Below are 21234 nucleotides of genomic sequence, written 5' to 3'. Positions count from 1 at the left end.
AAAGTCTTAGCCCCAAGCGAGCTCTAGCTTTCAAAGCTTCTCCGCCTAGGGCTAAGTCATTTTACAAAAAAATATAAGCCACGACCTGAGCCACACTCGGGTTTTTTTATGTTTTGCCCAAGTGGACTTTCTTGGACTTGCTAGGAGGGAAAAAAGGTCTTTGCAAGGGATATGAGAGCTTTCTTTCAAAAACCACCCCTTGTTTCATCTTTTGCCCATCTAGGCATTGACTGTCTGTTTTTTCAAGATTAACTTCGGGCAAATTTTCCTAAACGAGTCCTATTAATAACTAAGACTACTAAGACTAAACTAATAAAGGACTGAGAGTAGTAAAGGCTCCTCCTCAAAGAGGGAGGGGAAAGTTTTGGTCTGCATTAATTTGAAAGCTAAAAAAATCCCCCAGCCTATTGATTAATTTGGACTTTTAGTGTACGATAAAACCATACATTAATTGTCTAGGACTTTTAGTGGGTGGAAGGAGGTAGAAATGAGGGAAGATATCATTGCTATCTTGCCTGAACACAAGGCTGGCTTCGGGATTGGCTCTAGGGTCTATGGGGTTTCATCGAGTGAATTTGATCCAAAGACTCCGACTCATTTGCTCGAGAGGATGTACCAGACTAGGGGCAAGTCCAAGAAGTTTGTGGACAGGTATATTAAAAGTCGCATCCAGCTAGGGAGGGATTATCCCTACATCATAGATTGCGACCAGGTATTTTTTGCCTTCAAGGCGAGGATTGAGGCCTTTGACTACAAGGCTCGTGGCTTTGTGAATGTCAAGTATGTGGAGAAGATTGAGGATTCATCCATTCTTCTTCTTACTGGCGAAAGGCTTGATACCTTATCAAGTGAGAAGGCCCTTGTTGCCAATAGGAATAACGCTCTAATCTTCTACTATGAAGAGATGATTAAGGCGATGGATGCTAGTAGGACAGCCGTTTCTTTTGTCAAGAAGAAATTTATGGACTAACTTTAAATTTTTATTAGAAAATGCTATAATGTAGTAAACAATTGTAGGATTTATCCTTGAATTTATAGGAAGACTGGGTATAGTTGTACTATAATTTGTAGGAAATATGGAAGTATTTTCTGGATAATCGTTTACGATTGTGTGTGAGTACTAGTAAATAAATAAGGAGAAATATATGAAAAAAAGTAAAATAGCTGCTGGTGTTTTGGCACTAGCTCTTGGATTTGGCGCTCTAGCTCCAGTTCATGCTGATAAAGCTGATGATTTATTGAAAAGATCAGGTGAATTAATAGACCAAAATAAAAAAGATGTTAAAGATACCAAGGATTTGTTGAATAAGGCTCAAAAAGACAACGAGAAAAATGGCGTAGGAGCAGATACTCAAACTGAGCCAAAGGATAATCCAACACCTGCACCAGCACCAAAAGAAGATAAAAAAGAAGACAAGAAAGAAGATAAAAAAGAAGACAAGAAAGAAGATAAAAAAGAAGATAAAAAAGAAGACAAGAAAGAAGATTCTAAAGCACTAGCAAATGAAGAAACTGCTTTCGATACAAAAGAAGCTGCTGAAGAAGCTGCTAAGAAAGCCCTAGCTGCTTCTCCAACTAAAGATTCTTACACAGTTTACCAAGCTGCTGTAGAAAATGGTGGCAAGTTCTACTTCAAACTTTGGGATCCAGCTGATCCAGAAGTTGAACCAAAAGATGGCTCAAAGAAAGTAGCATCTGGCAAGAAAGAAAAATCTAGCCCAGCTAAGCAAGCTGAAAAGAATGCTAAGACAGGTGTTGCAGGACTAACTGGCGTTGCTGGATTACTTGCAGCTGCATCTGCAGGTTTTGTTGCTAGCAAAAAAAGAGACTAATTTAGAATAGAGAGTGCACTCTAACTAACGAATAGGAATAACCGCGGTGCTCACGAGAATTGACCTCCCTAGGGAGGTTTTTTCTTTGGAAAAGCTTATTGACAAGGAGCTTTGCCTTGCCGAGCTTTTTGACAATAAGGGCAAAAAGCTATATAATTTATATAAATAATGAGTTAGGAGCGAATATGAAAAAGAGTAAAATAGCAGCCTTGGTCTTGCTACTTGCTATGGGTCTTTCTCCAGTTAGTGGTGGAGTAAGCCTTGCAGATGGAGAAAACCAACAAGAACAAGCCCAAGCTACAACAGAAGAAAACCAAAAAAATAACAACGGACAAAGCCAAGGAGCTAATTCTACTGACAGTAAGGGAACCGATAATCCTGCTGATGGAAAGGAAACCGACAGGTCTTCAAAAGATGGGGAAGATCAACCAACCAAGCCAGAAGATACCTTTGATGTGAAAGCTTATGTTACTAGCAAGGTTGAGGAAATTACGGGCAAGGACTCTAAGCCAGCCACCAAGCTCTACAGGATTTCCACAGCTAAGGAAAAGGAAAACTTCGATAAGGAAATTCAAGCCTTCATAGCAAGCCATGCTGATAAGACCAAAGAGGAAGTTGACAAAGATCTCAAAGAAGCCCTCGCTAAGGCAGAAAAAGGTCTCGGTCTTACAGTAGTTTATGCCAAACCTCTCAGGACAAGGATTAGAATCCTAAGTAAGCTTGCCGATGACCTAGAGAAGAAAAAAAGCGATGAGGCTCTCAAAAAAGTCAATGATGAGGCCAAAGCCCTTGTAGCAGATAGGGATACTAGCCTTGAAGACCTTGATAAGGCCTATGAAAATTTGTCAAAGGCAGTTGAAACCTATGCCAAGGCCACCAAGATCAAGCTAGAAGATTTCGCCATAAGCCAAGCCGACCTAAATGCCATAACAAAAAAGGGAGGCTACCCTGACGACCTAGTTCGAGAATTTAAAGACTCTGACTTTGAGCGTGGTTTTGATGAATTAGTTCTTGAAAGAGAAGCCTTTTTGAACGATGCTGAAAAATACATCAAAGAAGATGAGCTAAAAAAGGTCAAAGAGGATAAGAACCTAAATGAGGCTAGCAAGAAGATAATAAGCGACTACGAGACCAGCAAAAAAGCTCTAAAGGACCTAGTTCCTGCTGAGGATAAGCTAGATGCCTTAAACGATGCTATAAACGCCTTCGATAATGCAAGTTTCAAACTTGAGTACTTCCTCAAATCCTATAAGGAAAGTCCTAAGACCTACCAAAATGAGGACAAGTACGAAAAGGCCCTCAATGACGCAGACTTCAGAGCAAGTGACGTTTTCAAGACAACAAGCAAAAAATTCAAGGATGCCTACACTGAAGCTTATGATAAGTTGAAAAAAGAGAAAAATGATGCCAACCTAAAGGCCCTAGAAACTGCCAAGAAAAAGATCCAAGAAAATACCTTTATGGACAAGTATGAGGCTCTTAAGAAGGAAATTGAAGATGCAACATCAAAGAAGATTTCCAAAAATAGCCTAGAGAAACTCAAAAAAGACTACCTAGAAAAACTTGAGAAAATCAACAATAAGGCCGACAAAAACCTAGATGACCTCAACGAATTAGAGAAAGATTTCCAAAAAGATCTAAAAGGTGATGGCAAGGGTTCAGGCAAAAAAGTTAGAACGACAGTTAGAAGTAAAAAAGCCAAGGCTAAGGTAAGGACAGGTATAAAATCCATCCTCCCAATAGCAGGTGGGGTTGTTGTTCTTGCAGTAGTCGGCTTAATCTTTACCAGAAAGAAAAAATAAGGAGAAAAAATGACTAAGAAAAAATACCTCCTCCTCGCTCTAATGCTTAGCCTAGGCCTTAGTTCATGTAACAACCTAAGCCAAAACTTCAATACCAAGGAAGGAAAAGAAGAAGCCAAGGTTGAAGAAAGCGCAGACAGCAAGGAAGATAAGAAAGAAGAAAAAAAATCCGACAAAAAGGATGCTGATAAAGAAGCAGACAAGGATGGCGAAAAATCTGAAGGTAAGGTAGACAAAGAGGCTCTAAAAGAAAAGGCCAAAGACCTAGAAGATGCTATCTTTGAAAATAAGGTTCAAGTAAGAGCCTGCGAAATTCTACTAGAAGAAAATCCTGATTCAGTTGAAGATATCAAGGATAAACTAGATGAATCAATCGAAAAATCAAACAAAACTATCCAAGAAAGTGAAGATTTGCTCCAACAAATCCAAGAAATCTTGGAAGAAGAATAGACTATTAAGAAGAACTCCGAAGGAGAAGGCTTAAATAAGACCTGTCCTTCGGTTTTTTTGTGGAAAAAACGGGAAGAAAGATGAGCTCCTCCTATATACAAGTGTAAGGCTTACAAAAACAACAAAGGAGAATGAACATGAAATTAAAAATAGTCTTTTCAGTAAAATCAGATATCACAGGTCAAGCCAAAGAAGTGAGCAAAACATTCGCAAGCTTTGCCAAAGAAGTAACAGACGAGGGCCTCAAGCAATTTGCCAAAGCCTACGCCAGCCTAGTAGACAAAAACGCCTACGAATCATTTAAGGTAATCACAGAGAAATTGGACTAAGGAGGTAGCAGATGAGGACAAAAACAAGAGTAAAACTACAATTCAGAGACGAAAAAGGATCAACAAGAATTATCTTAATAGATAGACCAAAGGAAGGTCTTAGCAACGAAGAGGTAAAAAAAGCCATGGATGAAATCATAGCCGCCAAGGCACTTGGAACCAAAAATGGCAACTTAGTAGCAAAGGTTAAGGCAGTAAAAGAAACTGTCGAAAGCCATGACTTTGATGTAAGATAAGATAGACCAGGCGACTGGTTTTTTTTTGACAAAAAAGGGGGCATTTTCTTGAAAAAATTACCTAACCAGCAAAAACCAAAGCCCCCTTCCAAAGTCGACCAAGCAAGGAATTTAGAAAAACCCCAGAAGCCTAGACCCAAAATTCCTAGTCAGCAAGATATGGCAAGCCATAAAAAGTCTCCCAGCTAAAGACGAGATCCTAGCCACAAGCTAAACATCTTCTTATAGCTTTAACTACAGGCTACTATATCAAGTTTAATTATTGGACAAAAAAGGAGACCAGAGGAGAATTATCTACTCGCCCCAAGCTCACTTGTACCTTACTTGTAAATTCAATTTAAAATAAATTTTTCCATCTTTGCTTTTTAAATTAAGCATATCATACCTTTTAGTACTTGGGCTATTAAGCTTAGTTTCATTTATTAAATATTCTTTAAGAAATTTTGAGTAATACACCATATCTAAAACATAAACCATAGAATTCATTGCAACTATAATCAATCCCCCATTTGCCTTGTAACTTCCATTCCATCGCACACTTGGAAACATTCCTAGACTAATCGCCAGTAAGAAGTCGGTCAAATTTTTCTTAGCTAAATCTTTGTCATTATATACCCTAGTAATTTCAAAAAGTTTTTTCAAATCTTTAGTATTTTCTGTATAGGATAAGAGCAAAACTTCAGCCAAAGCATTAGGCAATAGCATATCTATCGTTTCAAGATTTTTCTTGAAAATCTCACTTTCAACAGAGCAAAACTTTATTAGACCACCTAGTTCTTTTATTCTACAAATTCTGTCCAATAATTTAGTGGAGGTAAGGATAGAATTGATTTCTTCGATATGTGATTCATCCAAGTCTTGAACTTCATAAATAAAATTTGTGTGCCTACTCGCATTTAGTAAACTTGCGGGTCTTCCTAGCTGAGCTTTAACCCTATACCAGTAAATAAAGAAGTGTATGAAGCTCTTAAAAGACAGTATATATCTAAATTTGGGTGGCAGGGAAAAGATAGACTAAAAAGCATCAATTATAATGAAAAAAAGAGGTATAATGGCTAAAAGAAACGGCACTTTTGCCGTCTGAGTTTTCATGGGTTAATAAGGTTGCTAGTATGAAGAAAGATAAAAAGCTTACTGTCAGAGTATGTGAAGGAGAGTATAAGTTCTTAAAATTAAAAGCAGATTTATCTGGCCTGTCGTTGCAAGGTTTCTTGTAGAAAAGGCTAAAAATAGTTGTGTAGATGGTTATGCTCATGCAAAAAAGTGCAAGAAGACAAAGAGAAGCAATTAGAGCATATAGATGGGCGAGTAAAATAATGTGAGGCATATATGAATTATTGGACTAAGAAAAGTGTAGAATTGGCAAATCAAAGAAACTATCTCGACTTGCTATACAAAGTATATCCCATGTCAGTTAATCTAAGAAGAGAGTTATCTCAAAAGACAGTTGAAAGCTTAGAAATAGCATTTAATTCTAGGAATGATAAAGAATTATTAAAAATCTTATTGAAACAAAAAGTCTTTCCTATCAAAGATTCTTATGTAGCGTATTTGAAGAAGGATAAAACAGCAATTGAAAGAAACCCTAATACGGTGGCTAGATTAACAGGACTACTTTATGAAATGGGAATTTATGAAATTATAGAAAAAGCAAGTGCACCTAAAGAAACAAATAGGCAGATTGGACCTCTTTTTGAAAATTGGATAAACACTAGGACTTTGGGCTGTGAAGTCACTAAAGATCCTCAGAAGTTTTTAAAATCAACCGATAATATAATTTACAATACCAACGACACTGCAATGGCTAAATTTGCAAGCGAACACTTAGGATATACAAGGGACAAAGGCTTAGATTTTATAGGAAAATTTAATAATACCTATATTTTAGGCGAAGCAAAATTTCTAACTGACTTTGGCGGCCACCAAAACGCTCAATTTGAAGACGCAATTTCCACTATGAGATACGAAATGAAAAAGACTGATAAGAATGTAAAAGTTATTTCAATACTTGACGGAGTTTTATACATTCCAGGAAAACATAAAATGTTTAAGAAAATCACAGAAGAATTTGCAGATGATGAGCTAATAATTTCAGCAGTATTGCTTAGAGATTATCTATATAGCTTATAAGGACAGATATGTTTTTACAATACAAAAATAAAAAAAGTGAACTTGATATATTAAAAAAAGCAAGGACATTTAAAGCTTTATCCTTAGATGAAAAGCAATCAACTTTAATAAAGGGGGATAATTTCATAGTTTTATCCAAGCTTTTAAAGCAGTATAAATCCAAAATAGATTTAATATATATAGACCCACCTTATAATACTAATCGAGTTTTTACTGTTTCAAAAGGGAGAAGTTCTACTATTAGCAACGCTCTTAATGGCGAGGTGGCTTACTCCGATAACCTTAAAAAAGAAGAATATATAGAGTTTTTAAGGGAAAGACTTATCTTATTAAGAGAACTTTTATCAGAGGAAGGCTCTATATATCTTCATATAGATAGCAAAATGGGACACTATGTAAAAATAATAATGGACGAAATTTTTGGAGAAGAAAACTTTAAAAATGACATATCTAGGATAAAATCAAACCCTAAAAACTTTGGAAGAAAAGCTTACGGAAATTATAAAGATGTGGTTTTATTCTATTCTAAAACCTATACAAAGAATATTTTTAATAACATAAAAACTCCACTTACAGAAGAAGAAATAGAGAAAAGATTTGAAAAAGTCGATGAATTAGGAAGATATACGACAGTTCCTATCCACGCACCTGGAGAAACCCAAAACGGGCCAACTGGTAAAGAGTGGAATGGTCTTAGGCCGCCAGAGGGAAGGCATTGGAGATACCACCCAGATAAGCTTACAAAGCTAAATGAAGCAGGCTTAATTGAGTGGTCTTCTACAGGCAACCCAAGGTTAAAAAACTATGCAGACGGACATAAAGGAAAGAAAATGCAAGATATTTGGGAATATAAAGACCCATCTAAGCCTCTATATCCAACAGAGAAAAATAAAGAAATGCTTAAAATGATTATTCAGCAATCTTCCAAGAAAGACTCTATAATTCTTGATTGCTTTGCTGGTAGTGGTTCAACATTACTTGCAGCTCAGGAATTAAATAGGAAGTGGATAGGCGTAGACAGCTCTGAAGTAGCCATAAAAACAATAGTTAAAAGATTTTATGATGTTAGATATAACTATATTGAAATAGGCACAGAAGATATAATCTCACAAACGGAAAATCAACCTCAAGCAGAGCAATTAGAATTAGTATTATAATAAAAGACAGTAAAAAGCTGATCCATGACAAACAAGGACCAGCTTTTTTAGATTGGTATTTTATCTATTAAAGGGGGGTATAGAATATCATATATCCTTTCCATCTTATATATGAAGACCTCAATCCTCACTACTCAACCAGCATCTTATATCTTTTTCTTGACTAAAATTTCCTAGAAATTTTACTTATTCTTAAAGCCAGTTTTTTCCTAGCCTTTGCTTCTCTTTTGGTCAAAAACTTTGCTAAGATATATTATATCATAAATAGCTCGGGGCTTGGGGCTATCTTTTTTCTTTTCTAGTCGAGCTTGGCCAAGGCTTTCTTATTGCAATTTTTGCCATTTTATATGATAATTATAGTAGAGAAAGTGAAAGGAGGATGCTTTGCTTGAGATTCTTATTTGCCTGATTTTTGTTTTGGCAGTTGTGTGTTTGATTTCGGTGCTTTTTACCGAGAAGAAGGGGCTTTTTTTGGCTCTTTCTCTTATCTTGCTTGGAGGCTTCTACCTTCTTAATAGGACCTTCGCTCTTGTTGCGACTCGGCCTCTTGCCGTCTTTTTGGCAGGGGCAACTCTCTTGGCTCTGGAGCTTTTTATTCCAAGTTTTGGCCTTATCGGCCTTAGTGGATGTGGACTTGTGGGGCTTTCCTTGTATAATTCATGGCTTATGGATGGGAGGGAGATTTTTCTTACCCTTAGTGCAAGTCTTGCCATCGTCCTCACTTTGACTGTCTACGTCCTCCTTGGTTTTAGGGCGAGGATTTTCGATAAGGAGATTCTTGCTAGGGCCTCTTCCAAAGAGAGGGGCTTTGGGGCAAGGACCGATAGGTCAAGTCTTGTCGGAAAAGTTGGAAGGAGCAAGTCCATCCTAAGGCCTAGTGGTAAGGTCGAGATTTGTGGTTTGCTCTATGATGCCCTTAGCCAAGGTGCTTTCATCGAGGCTGGGAAGGATGTTGAAGTTGTAAGTTTTACTAATGGCCACTTGGTGGTAAAGGAGATATAATGCAATTTATTATTTTAGCTTTAGTTATAGTTGTTGGTATGGTGTTTTTCACCATGGTTCCTGTTGGACTTTGGATTACTGCGAGGTTTTCTGGGGTCAATATTTCGATGGCAGCCCTTGTTGCCATGCGTTTTAGGAGACTTTCTCCTTCAAAGATTGTTAATGCGATGATTAAGTCCCACCAAGCTGGTATTGCTATTTCTACCAATGATTTGGAAAGCCACTACCTAGCTGGGGGTAATATCAACCAGGTTGTCGATGCTCTTATTGCGGCAGAAAGAGCCAATATCGACCTTTCTTTTGAGCAAGCTGCTGCTATCGACCTTGCTGGTCGTAATGTCTTTGAGGCGGTGCAGGTTTCTGTTACTCCAAAGGTGATTAATACACCTGTGATTGCTGCTGTTGCCAAAAATGGTATCGAGGTTAAGGTTATTGCCAAGGTTACTGTAAGAGCCAATATCGAAAGGCTTGTCGGCGGGGCAGGCGAGGAGACTATTATCGCCAGAGTTGGTGAGGGTATTGTAACTACAGTTGGTTCGTCCGATTCTCATGCCCAAGTTTTGGAAAATCCTGACAATATTTCTCAAACCGTGCTTATGAAGGGTCTTGATAGTGGAACAGCCTTTGAGATTCTTTCTATTGATATAGCTGATGTGGATGTTGGAAGAAATGTCGGTGCCCAACTTCAAAGAGACCAGGCTGAGGCAGATAAGAACATAGCCCAAGCCAAGGCTGAGGAAAGACGTGCCCAAGCTATCGCCCTCGAGCAAGAAAACAGGGCTAAGGTTGTGGAGGCAGAAAGCGAGATTCCTCTTGCCATTGCCCAAGCTTTCAAGGAGGGTAACCTCGGTGTTATGGATTATTACAACCTCCAAAATGTCAAGGCGGATACCAAGATGCGTGAGGCTATTTCGGGGGAAGATGGGACTGAGATAGATGTTTAAGATTTTTCCCAAAAGGCAGGCTGAGGGCAAAAAGCCGTCTTTTGATGAGTGGATTAAGAAGGCCACCGACCTTTTGGAAGAGTATATTGATGAGCCGGGGCTTGAGCCTTTGGAAAAAGGCAAGGGAAAAAATGAAGAAAATCAGTCCAAATACAGCCGACCTATCGAAGAAGAAGGCGATAGCTTAGCCGAAGAGCGTATAAGGCTTAGCGAAGAGCAGAGGATAAAGGATAAGAAGCTTAAAAAACAAAAGCAAGAGTCTAGACAAAAAAGGCTAAGACGTGCCCTTGTCTTTGCGGAAATCCTCGATAAGCCGATATCTAAGAGAAATAAAAGAGTATAATATTCCTAATGGAGGGGTAGCATTATAGAACTACTAGCGATAGAAAATCCCGACCAAGTGATAAGCTTGTTCGGCAATTTTGATAAGAATATAAAATATATAGAAGATAGATTTGATACAAGAATAAAACTTAGGGATAACCACCTAGAGATTTCTGGAGAAGAGGTCAATGTAAGGCTTAGCAAGAGTTTGCTTGAGAGCTTACTTGCCTATCTTAAGAAAAATCAGAGCCTTGACTTCCAACAAATTAAGTATCAGGCGGATATGTTGGAGAGGGAGAACAAGGATGTAATCAAGGGGCTTTTGGATGAGGTACTTGTGGCAAGGGCAGATGGCAAGCCAATCAAGCCAAAGACCTTGGGACAAAAATCCTACATCGACAAAATCAATACCCACGATGTCGTCTTTGGGATAGGACCTGCGGGAACGGGCAAGACCTATCTCGCTGTAGCCATGGCGGTCAAGGCCTTTAAGGCGGGGGCAGTGGATAGGATTATCCTAACCCGACCAGCAGTCGAGGCGGGCGAGAGTCTGGGATTTTTGCCAGGAGACTTGCAAGATAAGGTAGACCCCTACCTAAGACCCCTCTACGATGGACTTTTTGACATTCTAGGCCACGACACCTACCAAAACCTCCTAGAAAAGGGCTTGATAGAAGTCGCTCCCCTAGCCTATATGAGGGGCAGGACCCTTGATAGGTCCTTTGTAATCCTCGATGAGGCCCAAAACACGACCCAAGAGCAGATGAAGATGTTTCTAACCAGACTCGGCTTTGGGTCTAAGGCAATAATTACGGGAGATAAGACCCAGGTCGACTTGCCAAGGGGCAAGAGGAGTGGGCTAAGAGCTGCCGAAAGCATCCTAAGAAATGTTGAGGGCATAGCCTTTATGGAATTTTCATCGGTAGATGTGGTAAGACATCCCCTAGTCCAAAGGATAATTGATGCCTACGAAAAGGACGAGCAGAGAAGGCTAGAAGAGAGCGAAAAAAAGCAGGCAGGTTCTGCCAAGAAAGAAGATTAGAAGCTTATGGATCTTTTGATAGAAAATAAAACTACGGAAGAAATTGAATATAGGGAAGATATCGAAAAAACCATAGCCGAAGTCCTAAAAACTGAGGGGCTAGCTGACAACTACGAGCTATCCCTAAGCTTTGTCGATAGGGAAGAAATTCACAAGCTCAACAAGGAATTTAGGGGAGTCGATAGGCCAACCGACGTCCTATCCTTCCCCCTAGATGAAAAAATCGAGGTACCTGATGCCAACATCATGCTCGGAGATATAGTAATCTGCCTAGATGTTGCCAAGGATCAAGCGAAAGAATTTGGTCATTCCCTCCGCAGGGAAATCATGTATCTGACCTGTCATTCCACCCTTCACCTTCTAGGCTACGACCACATGGAAGAAGAGGAAAAAAGACAGATGAGAGCTCGTGAGAAGGAAGTTATGAAAAACCTCCGAGTTTTCAAAAAGGACAGTGCCCACACCTACGACCACGCCGATAAGACCGACTATGAAAATGAGAAGGTCAACCTATCTGGCAAAATTAGCTCCCAAGAATTTCAAGAAATGAGGGACGACCTCAAGGAAGAAATCAAGGAAGAATTGAGGATTGAGCAAAGGTACGCCAATGCCGACTATGGCAAGATTTACACCAAGGAAGACCTAAGCCACGGCCAGAAGTTCTTAAAGGGCTTCGACTACGCCTATGAGGGTCTAGTTTTTGCCATAAACCACGAAAAAAACATGAAATTTCACATCCTAGCCTGTGCCCTAGTCCTAGTGGCAAGCTTGTTTTTTAACTTATCTAGGATAGAGATGATGTTTTTGGTATTTTCCATAACCACGGTCATAGCTCTTGAGCTAATAAATACGGCTCTGGAGAATGCTGTGGACATAGCAACCGACGGAAGATGGCTCTATCTTGCCAAGTCTGCCAAGGATGTATCAGCTGCTGCGACCTTTATAGCAGCCCTCAACGCCCTTTTCATAGGCTACCTCATATTTTTTGATAAGTTTATGAACTTTTACGACTCGGTAATCCTAAGGATTGCCCGAAGACCAAGCCATTTGGCACTCATAGCCATCTCCCTTATCATAATTCTTACGGTATTTTTCAAGGGAGTCTTTTATGAGGGCCATGGAACTGCCTTTAGGGGTGGTTTTGTAAGTGGCCACACATCAGTTTCCTTTGGCCTTGCCACTATGGGAGCCATGATGGTAGATGATTTGATGGTAAGACTTATACTCTTTGGCATGGCAGTCATAGTAGCAGAAAGCAGGTACGAGGCAGACATCCACTCTGCCAAGGAAATCTTTAGGGGAGCCTTTTTAGGCATAGGCATAGCCCTTGCAATATTTGGGATATTTTCATGAAAAAACTAGAAGAATTAATACAAATCGCCTTGGACAATAAGGAAAATTCCTACTCGCCCTACTCCCACTTTAGGGTATCGGCAGTAGTTGAAACCAAGGACGGCCATATCTTTAAGGGGGTCAACATAGAAAATGCCTCCTATCCTGTTGCCATTTGCGGGGAAAGGTCGGCCCTTGCTGGGGCAGTTTCTGCTGGCTACAAGGACTTTGCTAGGATAATCATAACGGGAGATAGCAAGGACACCTACCCTTGTGGGGTGTGCAGGCAGTTTATGGCAGAATTTTTTGACCAAGATACAGAGATAGTCATAGCCAACTCGAAAACCGACTACAAGACCTACACGATGGAAGAGCTTCTTCCTCATAGTTTTAGCAAAAAGGACTTAGGATGATAAAATCAGGATTCGTCTCAGTGGTGGGCCGTGCCAATGTTGGCAAGTCAACCCTAATGGAGAAGATTTTGGGAGAGAAAATTTCCATAATCTCCAACAAGGCTCAAACTACGAGAGATAAGATACAAATTATATACAACGACGACGACAGTCAGATAATATTTTTGGATACACCAGGTATCCAAACACCCAGAAACAAGCTCCAAGAAAGGCTTTTGACCTTTTCCGAGGAAAGCCTAAAGGAAAGCGACGTTATAACCATGGTGGTTGATGATTCAAAAGAGATAGGAAGAATTGACGGGCAAATCCTTGCCATGATAGATAAAATCAACCGTCCCAAAATTCTCTTAATCAACAAGACTGACCTTGCCGATGGAGAGCAAATCGCCCAAATCAGGGCAAACTTTAGGGACTATGATTTTGAGAGAATAATCGAAATCTCCGCCCTTGAGGGCAAAAATATTGAAGCCTACCTCACCGCAATCAAAGACCTCCTCGACTTTGGTCCTGCCTACTACGACAGGGACATGATAACCGATAGGAGCGAAAGGTTTGTGGTAGGAGAGATAATCAGGGAAAAGGCCCTAAGAAACCTCTCAGAAGAAGTCCCTCACGGGATTGCCGTAAGGATTGATGACTTCAAAGAGAGGGAGAATAAGAAGCTAATAGATATCAGAGCCTCCATAATCATTGAAAAGACCAGCCACAAGGAAATTGTAATCGGCAAAAATGGAGCTATGATTAAGAAGATTGGCATGGACGCAAGACCTGAAATCGAGACCTTCTTGGCAAGTAAGGTCAACCTCCAACTTTGGGTTAAGGTTGAGAAGGACTGGCGCAAGAAAGAAAAGTTGGTGGATCGTTTTGGCTACAAGTGAGCTTTGCGATATCACAGGCTTTGTCCTAAGGGAATTTGCCTACAAGGAATCAAGCAAGCTTGTTGAAGTTTTCACAAGGGAGCTTGGCAAAATTTCAATCCTTGCCAAGGGCGTACTAAAGAAAAACGCCAAAAATCTCTCATTGACAGTAAGATTTATGAAGGTAAATTTATCCTTATACAAGGCGGGAGAATTTTATGGCATCAAGGAAGGCCACCTTGTTGAAACCTACAAGAAAAGTGTCAAAAATTTTGACATAATCTTGTATAAGTCGGCCATGTGCGATTTCCTCTTGAGGACACTCGACCAAGAGCAGATCCAAACAGTCTATACCCTCCTTGATAGGAGCTTTTACGCCTTCGATGAGGCAGATGGTAACTACATAAATATTTTTTTGGGATTTTTGATAAAGTACATCTCTTTTTCTGGTCTTAAACCGAACTTTTCTACTTGCGGTATTTGCGGTAAAATTATAGGAAGAAGAGATGGCTACTTTTCTGTTGGTCAGGCTTCCATGCTTTGTGAGGATGATTTACCAAGAGTCTTTGACAAGGTCTACCTAGCTGAAAACGAGCTTTTCTACTTTATGAAACTTCTCTACACTAAGTCGGAGGACCTTCATACTATAAACCCTCCAGCAACTTATGAAAAAGTCGCCAGATTAATAATACAATATTGCTTAAAAAGTCTCGACCTTAGGAGTTTTCCTTCTATGGATTGGATTTTAAATAAATTAAGCGAAAGGAATTAGAATGTACTTTGAAGATTTAATTTTGAAACTTGAAGAGTTTTGGAAGAAACAGGGCTGTGCTGTTATGCTTCCTTACGATACAGAAAAAGGGGCGGGAACAATGAATCCCCACACCTTCCTAAGAGCTCTAGGACCTGAACCATGGAAGGTGTGCTATGTTGAGCCATCAAGACGTCCTGCCGATGGTAGGTATGGGGAAAATCCAAACAGGCTCTACCAACACCACCAAATGCAAATTCTTTTAAAACCTACCCCAGACAATATCCAAGAACTCTACCTAGAATGTTTGGAATATATAGGCATTGACCCCAAAGAACACGACATTCGTTTTGTCGAGGACAACTGGGAAAGTCCGACCCTAGGAGCCTGGGGACTCGGTTGGGAAGTTTGGCTTGATGGGATGGAAATCACCCAATTCACCTACTTCCAACAAGTAGGTGGTATCAACTGCGAGATAGAAAGTGGAGAAATCACCATAGGTCTTGAAAGAATCTTCATGTACCTAGAAGATGTGGACAATGTTTTTGACATAAAATGGTCAGAATCCTTGACCTACAGAGATATCTTTGGACTTTCCGAATACGAAAACTCCAAGTATTCCTTCGAGGATGCAGACAATGAAGTCCTAGAAAACCTATTTAATATTTACGAAAAGGAAGCCAACAGGCTAATCGAGCTTGGTCTATGCATCCCAGCCTACGATAATGTTCTAAAGACCAGCCACACCTTCAACACCCTAGATGCCAAGGGGGCAATTTCTGTTTCAGAAAGAAGCCACTACATCAAAAGGGTAAGGGATGTATCAAGCAAGGTAGCCCACAAATTTATTGAAAAAAGAGAAGAGTTAGGTTACCCTCTTCTAAGAAAGGATAAGAATGAGTAATTACTTATTAGAAATCGGAGTAGAAGAGATACCTTCTGATTATGTCAAAGGAACAAAAATCCAACTAAAAGAGAAGTTTGAAAAACTCATAAGAGAAAACAAGCTTACTTGTGATGAAGTAGTCGTTGAATCAACCCCAAGAAGATTTGCAATCTTTTTAAGAAACTTAGAGGCAGATACAGCAGAAAAAACTGTATCAGTCAAAGGACCAAGTGTCAAAATCGCCTACGATGAAGGAGGCGAGCCTAAAAAACCCCTCCTAGGCTTTCTTAAAGGCCAAGGAGCAGACCTTGCCGATGTTGTAATCAGAGAATTTAAGGGCGAAGACTATATCTATGTAGAAAAAAAGGAAACAGCCAAGTCTGTGGCAGAAGTTCTCAAGGAAAATGTCTACGACCTAGTCAAATCAATTTCATTCCCAAGGTCAATGAGATGGAGAGGAAAATCAATCCGTTGGGCAAGACCAATCAGGTGGTTTGTCTCCCTCCTAGATGATGAAATCCTAGCCTTCGATGCAGAAGAAATCATAGTTTCAAACATCACCAAAGGCCACAGAAGCCTTGGCTCATCCCACATAGTCATAGACAAGATAGAAAATTACGAAAAACTCCTCAAGGAAAACTTCGTAATCCTAAGCTATAAGGACAGAAAAGACCTCATCCTAAAGGGGCTAAACAGACTAGCAAGTGAAGTCGGTGGCACCTACATGAAAGATGAGGACCTGCTAGATGAAGTAATCAACATAGTTGAATATCCAACAGTCCTAATCGGGGATATAGACAAGAAATACCTAGAACTTCCAAAAGAAGTAATCACAACCCCAATGAAGGACCACCAAAGGTACTTCCCAGTAGAAGATGAGCACAAAAACCTCCTTCCTTACTTCCTACTAGTAAGAAATGGAGATGCCAACCACTCCGAAAACGTGGTAGAGGGCAACAAGAAAGTTCTTGTAGCAAGACTTGAAGATGCCAAATTCTTCTACGATATCGACAGGAAAAAACCACTCGAAGCCTATGTAGACGACCTCAATAGCCTTGCCTTCTTTGAGGGACTCGGCACAATGAGAACCAAGACCAAGAGACTCCAAAGACTTGCCGAAAATTACAGGCTTGCCCTAGACATGGGAGAAGACATGGCCCATCCAATAGGAAGGGCTGCCTACCTATCCAAGGCCGACCTTGTAACCAAGATGGTAGTAGAATTTACAGAACTTCAAGGAACAATGGGCAGAATCTATGCCGACAAATCTGGCGAGGAAGAAAGAATAGCAACAGCAATCGAAGAAGCCTACATGCCAAGGTCAGCAGGAGATAGACTACCAAAGACAATCACAGGAATAATCCTCTCCATAGCCGACAAGATGGACACTATAGCAGGTCTTTACGCAATCGAAAAATACGTTACAGGAAGCCAAGACCCATTTGGCCTAAGAAGAGCCTGCCTAGGAATAATCAACATCTTCCTAGAAAACTCCATCAACGTTGATATGAAAAAGCTAATAGGAGATGCCCTCCTAATCTATACCGAAGAAAACGAACTAGCCTTCGACTATGACTTGGCAATGGAAAAAACCGTAGACTTCTTCAGAGATAGGCTCAAAAACAAGCTAATCGATGATGGCCTAAAATACGACACCGTAAACTCAGTCATCAATGCCAAAGAGCTAAACATCCTAAGAATTGCCAAAAAAGCTAGGGCAGTTGAAAGCTTCCTAGAAGAAAATGAGGACCAAATATCCTACTTCACAAGAGTAATCAACCTCTCAGACCAAGCCCTAGGAAGGGAAGTAGACAGGGACCTTCTCCAAGGCGACCTAGAAAAAGACTACTGTGCAGAAATCCTAGCCCTAGGTGAGCTAGTCCCAAGTGCCGAAACCGACTACCTAGAAGAACTCAACAAAATAAAAGCGACAAGCGAAATCGGCCACACCTACCTTGACCAAACCATGATAAATGTTGACGATGAGAAAGTCAAAGCCAACAGGATCGCCATGCTCAATATCCTAGCAGGAAGAATTTCTCAAATCTTTGACGTAAAAGAAATAGCTAGGTAGATATGAAGCAGATAAAAATTGTAATCCTAAGCGACTCAACAGGAGAGACAGCCCAAAATTATATAAAATCTGTAACCAGCCAATTTCCAACCCTTGAGGCGCTAATAATAAGAAAACCAGGCATAAGCAGTCCAGAAGAAATCGATCAAATCCTAAACGATATAGACGATAAAACCATCCTAGTCCAAACTATAGCCACCAAAAGTCTATCAGACCACCTAAGAGCTGAGGCAGACAAGAGAAACATAGAGGTCATGGACATCCTGAACTATGGCATAAGAAAGGTAGAAGAAGCCACAGGCCTAAGTGCTGTAAGAGAAGTAGGCCTAACCAGAACCCTCTCCAAAACCTACTTCAACATGATAGAAGCCATCGAATTTGCCATCCAATACGACGATGGCAAAGACGCCAGAGGCTTTCCTCTCTCAGACATAGTCCTAGTTGGCGTATCAAGAACCAGCAAGACCCCGACAACCATGCTCCTTGCCACCAAAAACTTCAAAGTCTCAAACCTTCCCCTCGTGCCAGAAATAAGGCTACCAAGGGAAATCTTTGAAGTCGACCCAAGAAGAATCATAGGCCTTGTAATCGACCCTGCCAAACTCTCAAACATCAGAGAAATAAGAAGCAAGTCCTTAGGAATAGTTGGCGAATCAATCTACTACGAAGATGCAAGAATCCAAAGGGAACTAGAATACGCCAGAGAAGTCTTCAAAGACCTAGACTGCAAGGTAATAGACGTTACAGAAAACACCATCGAGCAAACAGCCACAGAAATTGTCCAATACTACTTCGACCAATTCCCTGAAGAACGCAACAAGCACATCCAGTAGGACAGCTAAGGAGGAACAATGAACAAAGACAAAATTTTAGTACTAAACTTCGGAGGCCAATACGACCAACTCATCGTAAGAAGAGTAAGAGAAATGGGAGTTTACGCTGAGCTATTCGACTGCGACACACCAGTAGAAAAGCTCCCCCTAGAAGGAGTTGCAGGCATCATCCTCACAGGAGGCCCTCAATCAGTAAATGACGAAAACTCCCTCAAAGCAGACGACAAAATATTTGACCTAGGCATCCCAATCCTAGGCATCTGCTATGGTCTCCAATACATCAACCACTACTATAAAGGCAAGGTCGAAACACCAAAAAACGGAGAATACGGCAAAACCCCACTCTTCGTTGACCAAAAAAGCGACCTCTTCAAAACAATCCCTCAAGAATCCGTAATCTGGATGAATCACAGGGACAGAGTCTCTGAAATCGCCCAAGGCTTCAAAAGAATCGCCTGGACCCTAAACGCCCCAGTAGCAGGAATCGAAAACAAAGAAAAGAAAATCTATGCAGTACAATTCCACCCAGAAGTAGTCCACTCAGAATACGGACGCCAAATGCTAGAAAACTTCGTTCTAACCATAGCCAAGGCAGAAAAAACTTGGACCATGGAAGACTTCGCCAAAGCAAAAATCGCAGAAATCAAAGAAAAATACGCAGGCGAAAAAATGATATGTGGCCTATCAGGAGGAGTCGACTCATCAGTAGCCGCAACTATCGTATCCAAAGCCATAGGAGATAACCTACAGTGTATCTTCGTCGACCACGGACTCCTTAGAAAAGACGAAGCCAAATCCGTCATGGAAACCTACAAAAACCTCGGCCTAAACGTCAAAATGGTAGACAAATCCAAGGAATTTCTAAGCCTGCTAAAGGGAGTAGAAGAACCAGAAGAAAAAAGAAAAATCATCGGCAACCACTTTGTAGAAGTTTTTGAACAAGAAGCCAAAAAAATCGGTGGAGCCAAATACCTAGTCCAAGGCACAATCTACCCTGACGTAATCGAATCAGGAAAAGACAAGGCAAGCGTCATAAAAAGCCACCACAACGTGGGAGGACTCCCAGAAAACATGGACTTTGTTGGACTCGTTGAGCCATTAAGAGACCTCTTCAAAGACGAAGTAAGGAAAGTGGGAGAAGCAATCGGCATCCCACACGACATGGTATGGAGACAACCCTTCCCAGGACCTGGCCTTGCCATAAGAGTAATGGGAGAAATTACAGAAGAAAAGCTTGAAATAGTAAGAGAAACAGACGCCATCCTAAGAGAAGAAGTAGAAAACTTCGGCCTAAAAGAAGACATCTGGCAATACTTCACAGTATGGACCCCAATCAAAACCGTAGGAGTCAAGGGAGACGCTAGAAGCTACGACAACGTAGTAGCAGTAAGAGCAGTAACCAGCACCGACGCCATGACAGTAGAAGCAGCCAACCTCCCATACGACCTCCTCCAAACCCTATCCAACAGAATGATAAACGAAGTAAAAGGAGTAGGAAGAATAGTCTACGACATAACCAGCAAACCCCCAGGAACAATTGAATGGGAGTAGTTAAAAACAGACTTTAAAGCCTTATAAATAGCCGTTTTGCAACTGCTATGCTTGCAAAATGCTTGCAAATTTTAGAAATTGGTCACCTGAAGAATAATTTTCAAGGAATACAAAAAGCAACTAAGAGAAAATCCTAGTTGCTTTTTTGTTTTTTATCATTTATAAGTTTAATGCTGCTTTCATCGAAACTGCCAACAAATCTGTGGCGATGGTTTTAGTAACTTCTAATGTAAATGGCAGAGCTTTATCTTTAATTATCTTCTTGACATTATTCCATGTAGTATCTTCTCTAATTTTATCTAAAAAATCATGTCCTTCCCAAGTTAATGAACCAACTGAAAAAAAGTATAATGAGTTATCAGCATATTGAGCACTATAGTAATCGATCAATCCAGCTTCATTTAAAATTTTACAATGATAAGCAATTTGTAAATTATCATAATTTTCTAGTTCAAGGTTTGACAATGCTGTATCAATATATTGTTCTTCGATTTTAAATAAAATTTTTCTGCATAAGTCCATATCTCTTTTCAAACTTAATACCTCCTGTATGACTTATAAAATTTTGTCGTTTTAACGATTCCGTTTTTATAGCAAATTATTTTCTTTCAAATACTCAATTCTCTTTTTTAGAATTTCATCTCTTGAAAGTTCTTCAAACTCTTTCTGTGTTAGTGGTAGAGTGTAATACTCTACAGACTTATTTTTCATAGAATCAAACTGCTCTTTTGTAATGGAGTAGGACTCCAAGTCAAACAGATTATCAGACAATTCTTTTAAAATATTGCAAACATCTGCATTAAACGGATGCTCTTTATCATTACCATAGAATACAAGCTTAACATTCCATTTATTCTCTTCTGTTTCAATATCATTCGGGAATTTATCTTCTACAATTATTTTGAATCCGATTTCTTTTTTCATTGCCAGCTCATACATAAATAATACAAAATCTCTCATGCTTGAAAGACCTAAAGTATAGTCACTTCTTCCGGCAAGCCAATCTAAAGATACTTTGCATTTATCGGCAATATCTATCAGTACATCTATTGTAGGATTGTTTTTACCATTTTCGTAAGCAGACATTGATGGCTGTGGTATTCCTAAAAATTCTGCAAACTCCTTTTGTGTTTTTTTATTTATAGAACGAAGATATTTCAATCGTTCCGATACAGTTTTATTATTCATATTATAATCTCCTATATTTATTATATATTATTATATCAAATCGTATACTAAAAATAAAGAGAAATTCTGATAAAAATTAGAAATAACTATTGACTTCTGTT

The 21234-nt window shown here is 39.8% G+C and carries 24 protein-coding genes; 20 read left to right on the top strand and 4 right to left on the bottom strand.

The annotated features are described in order from the left end of the window. Nucleotides 1-106: 106 nt before the first annotated feature. Nucleotides 107-262 (bottom strand): hypothetical protein, encoded by a 156-nt coding sequence (locus Q0W95_RS01870; RefSeq protein WP_297789245.1) that lies wholly within the window; start codon nucleotides 260-262, stop codon nucleotides 107-109. 225 nt (nucleotides 263-487) lie between these two features. Here Q0W95_RS01870 and Q0W95_RS01865 point away from each other — a divergent pair, with 225 nt between their 5' ends. From Q0W95_RS01865 to Q0W95_RS01840, 6 genes are all read left to right on the top strand, one after another. Then, nucleotides 488-970 carry a hypothetical protein gene (locus tag Q0W95_RS01865; RefSeq protein WP_297789242.1) on the top strand — a complete coding sequence of 161 codons (483 nt, stop codon included), beginning with the start codon at nucleotides 488-490 and terminating at the stop codon, nucleotides 968-970. A gap of 175 nt (nucleotides 971-1145) precedes the next feature. After that, complete coding sequence (locus tag Q0W95_RS01860; protein WP_297789239.1) at nucleotides 1146-1832, top strand: DUF5633 domain-containing protein; 687 nt, start codon at nucleotides 1146-1148, stop codon at nucleotides 1830-1832. Between the two features lie 185 nt (nucleotides 1833-2017). Continuing rightward, the gene (locus tag Q0W95_RS01855; RefSeq protein WP_297789237.1) at nucleotides 2018-3634 is read left to right on the top strand and encodes a hypothetical protein; all 1617 of its coding nucleotides are present in this window, start codon (nucleotides 2018-2020) and stop codon (nucleotides 3632-3634) included. A 9-nt stretch (nucleotides 3635-3643) separates the two neighbouring features. Further along, complete coding sequence (locus tag Q0W95_RS01850; RefSeq protein WP_297789235.1) at nucleotides 3644-4084, top strand: hypothetical protein; 441 nt, start codon at nucleotides 3644-3646, stop codon at nucleotides 4082-4084. Between the two features lie 137 nt (nucleotides 4085-4221). Continuing rightward, the gene (locus Q0W95_RS01845; RefSeq protein WP_297789232.1) at nucleotides 4222-4413 is read left to right on the top strand and encodes a hypothetical protein; all 192 of its coding nucleotides are present in this window, start codon (nucleotides 4222-4224) and stop codon (nucleotides 4411-4413) included. An 11-nt stretch (nucleotides 4414-4424) separates the two neighbouring features. Continuing rightward, nucleotides 4425-4649, top strand: coding sequence for a DUF2922 domain-containing protein (locus Q0W95_RS01840; protein ID WP_297789229.1), 225 nt, complete (start codon nucleotides 4425-4427; stop codon nucleotides 4647-4649). A 309-nt stretch (nucleotides 4650-4958) separates the two neighbouring features. Here Q0W95_RS01840 and Q0W95_RS01835 read toward each other — a convergent pair whose 3' ends face one another. After that, nucleotides 4959-5597, bottom strand: a complete 639-nt coding sequence (locus tag Q0W95_RS01835) for an HpaII family restriction endonuclease (RefSeq protein WP_297789318.1) — start codon at nucleotides 5595-5597, stop codon at nucleotides 4959-4961. A 381-nt stretch (nucleotides 5598-5978) separates the two neighbouring features. On the opposite strand from Q0W95_RS01835, the gene Q0W95_RS01830 reads away from it, so the two are divergent. The 14 genes from Q0W95_RS01830 to guaA all read left to right on the top strand — a co-directional run bounded on the left by Q0W95_RS01830 (nucleotide 5979) and on the right by guaA (nucleotide 19945). Next, entirely contained in the window at nucleotides 5979-6779 is an 801-nt protein-coding gene (locus Q0W95_RS01830; RefSeq protein ID WP_297789226.1) for a hypothetical protein, read from the top strand. 8 nt (nucleotides 6780-6787) lie between these two features. Beyond that, on the top strand, nucleotides 6788-7936 hold the full coding sequence (locus Q0W95_RS01825; protein ID WP_297789223.1) for a site-specific DNA-methyltransferase: 1149 nt from the start codon (nucleotides 6788-6790) through the stop codon (nucleotides 7934-7936). Between the two features lie 384 nt (nucleotides 7937-8320). Continuing rightward, nucleotides 8321-8938 (top strand): NfeD family protein, encoded by a 618-nt coding sequence (locus Q0W95_RS01820; RefSeq protein ID WP_297789220.1) that lies wholly within the window; start codon nucleotides 8321-8323, stop codon nucleotides 8936-8938. Continuing rightward, nucleotides 8938-9882, top strand: a complete 945-nt coding sequence (gene floA, locus Q0W95_RS01815; protein ID WP_297789216.1) for a flotillin-like protein FloA — start codon at nucleotides 8938-8940, stop codon at nucleotides 9880-9882. The genes Q0W95_RS01820 and floA overlap by 1 nt, the downstream gene beginning before the upstream one ends. Beyond that, nucleotides 9875-10225 carry a hypothetical protein gene (locus Q0W95_RS01810; protein WP_297789213.1) on the top strand — a complete coding sequence of 117 codons (351 nt, stop codon included), beginning with the start codon at nucleotides 9875-9877 and terminating at the stop codon, nucleotides 10223-10225. Before floA ends, Q0W95_RS01810 begins: the two co-directional genes overlap by 8 nt. 57 nt (nucleotides 10226-10282) lie before the next feature. Further along, nucleotides 10283-11248, top strand: coding sequence for a PhoH family protein (locus tag Q0W95_RS01805; RefSeq protein ID WP_297789210.1), 966 nt, complete (start codon nucleotides 10283-10285; stop codon nucleotides 11246-11248). 6 nt (nucleotides 11249-11254) lie between these two features. Then, nucleotides 11255-12601, top strand: coding sequence for an rRNA maturation RNase YbeY (gene ybeY, locus Q0W95_RS01800; protein WP_297789207.1), 1347 nt, complete (start codon nucleotides 11255-11257; stop codon nucleotides 12599-12601). Continuing rightward, nucleotides 12598-12993, top strand: a complete 396-nt coding sequence (gene cdd / locus Q0W95_RS01795) for a cytidine deaminase (protein ID WP_297789204.1) — start codon at nucleotides 12598-12600, stop codon at nucleotides 12991-12993. Before ybeY ends, cdd begins: the two co-directional genes overlap by 4 nt. After that, the gene (era, locus tag Q0W95_RS01790; protein WP_297789201.1) at nucleotides 12990-13871 is read left to right on the top strand and encodes a GTPase Era; all 882 of its coding nucleotides are present in this window, start codon (nucleotides 12990-12992) and stop codon (nucleotides 13869-13871) included. The genes cdd and era overlap by 4 nt, the downstream gene beginning before the upstream one ends. Beyond that, a complete protein-coding gene (gene recO, locus Q0W95_RS01785) occupies nucleotides 13858-14622 on the top strand; it encodes a DNA repair protein RecO (RefSeq protein WP_297789197.1) in 765 nt (254 codons plus the stop codon). The genes era and recO overlap by 14 nt, the downstream gene beginning before the upstream one ends. A 1-nt stretch (nucleotide 14623) precedes the next feature. Continuing rightward, nucleotides 14624-15505 (top strand): glycine--tRNA ligase subunit alpha, encoded by an 882-nt coding sequence (gene glyQ / locus Q0W95_RS01780; RefSeq protein ID WP_297789192.1) that lies wholly within the window; start codon nucleotides 14624-14626, stop codon nucleotides 15503-15505. Beyond that, the gene (gene glyS, locus Q0W95_RS01775; RefSeq protein ID WP_297789190.1) at nucleotides 15498-17561 is read left to right on the top strand and encodes a glycine--tRNA ligase subunit beta; all 2064 of its coding nucleotides are present in this window, start codon (nucleotides 15498-15500) and stop codon (nucleotides 17559-17561) included. The genes glyQ and glyS overlap by 8 nt, the downstream gene beginning before the upstream one ends. A gap of 2 nt (nucleotides 17562-17563) precedes the next feature. Further along, entirely contained in the window at nucleotides 17564-18394 is an 831-nt protein-coding gene (locus Q0W95_RS01770) for a pyruvate, water dikinase regulatory protein (RefSeq protein ID WP_297789187.1), read from the top strand. An 18-nt stretch (nucleotides 18395-18412) separates the two neighbouring features. Continuing rightward, complete coding sequence (gene guaA / locus Q0W95_RS01765; protein WP_297789184.1) at nucleotides 18413-19945, top strand: glutamine-hydrolyzing GMP synthase; 1533 nt, start codon at nucleotides 18413-18415, stop codon at nucleotides 19943-19945. Nucleotides 19946-20104: 159 nt separating this feature from the next. Here the strand turns inward: guaA and Q0W95_RS01760 are convergent, their stop codons facing one another. Then, nucleotides 20105-20479, bottom strand: a complete 375-nt coding sequence (locus tag Q0W95_RS01760) for a DUF2513 domain-containing protein (protein WP_297789181.1) — start codon at nucleotides 20477-20479, stop codon at nucleotides 20105-20107. A gap of 54 nt (nucleotides 20480-20533) precedes the next feature. After that, entirely contained in the window at nucleotides 20534-21133 is a 600-nt protein-coding gene (locus Q0W95_RS01755) for a helix-turn-helix domain-containing protein (protein ID WP_073998381.1), read from the bottom strand. Between the last annotated feature and the right edge of the window lie 101 nt (nucleotides 21134-21234).

The organism is uncultured Anaerococcus sp. (assembly GCF_947253225.1).
GTDB lineage: Bacteria > Bacillota > Clostridia > Tissierellales > Peptoniphilaceae > Anaerococcus.
The sequence above is the reverse complement of the archived record's forward strand: the minus strand, read 5'-3'. Positions and strand labels throughout refer to the sequence as shown.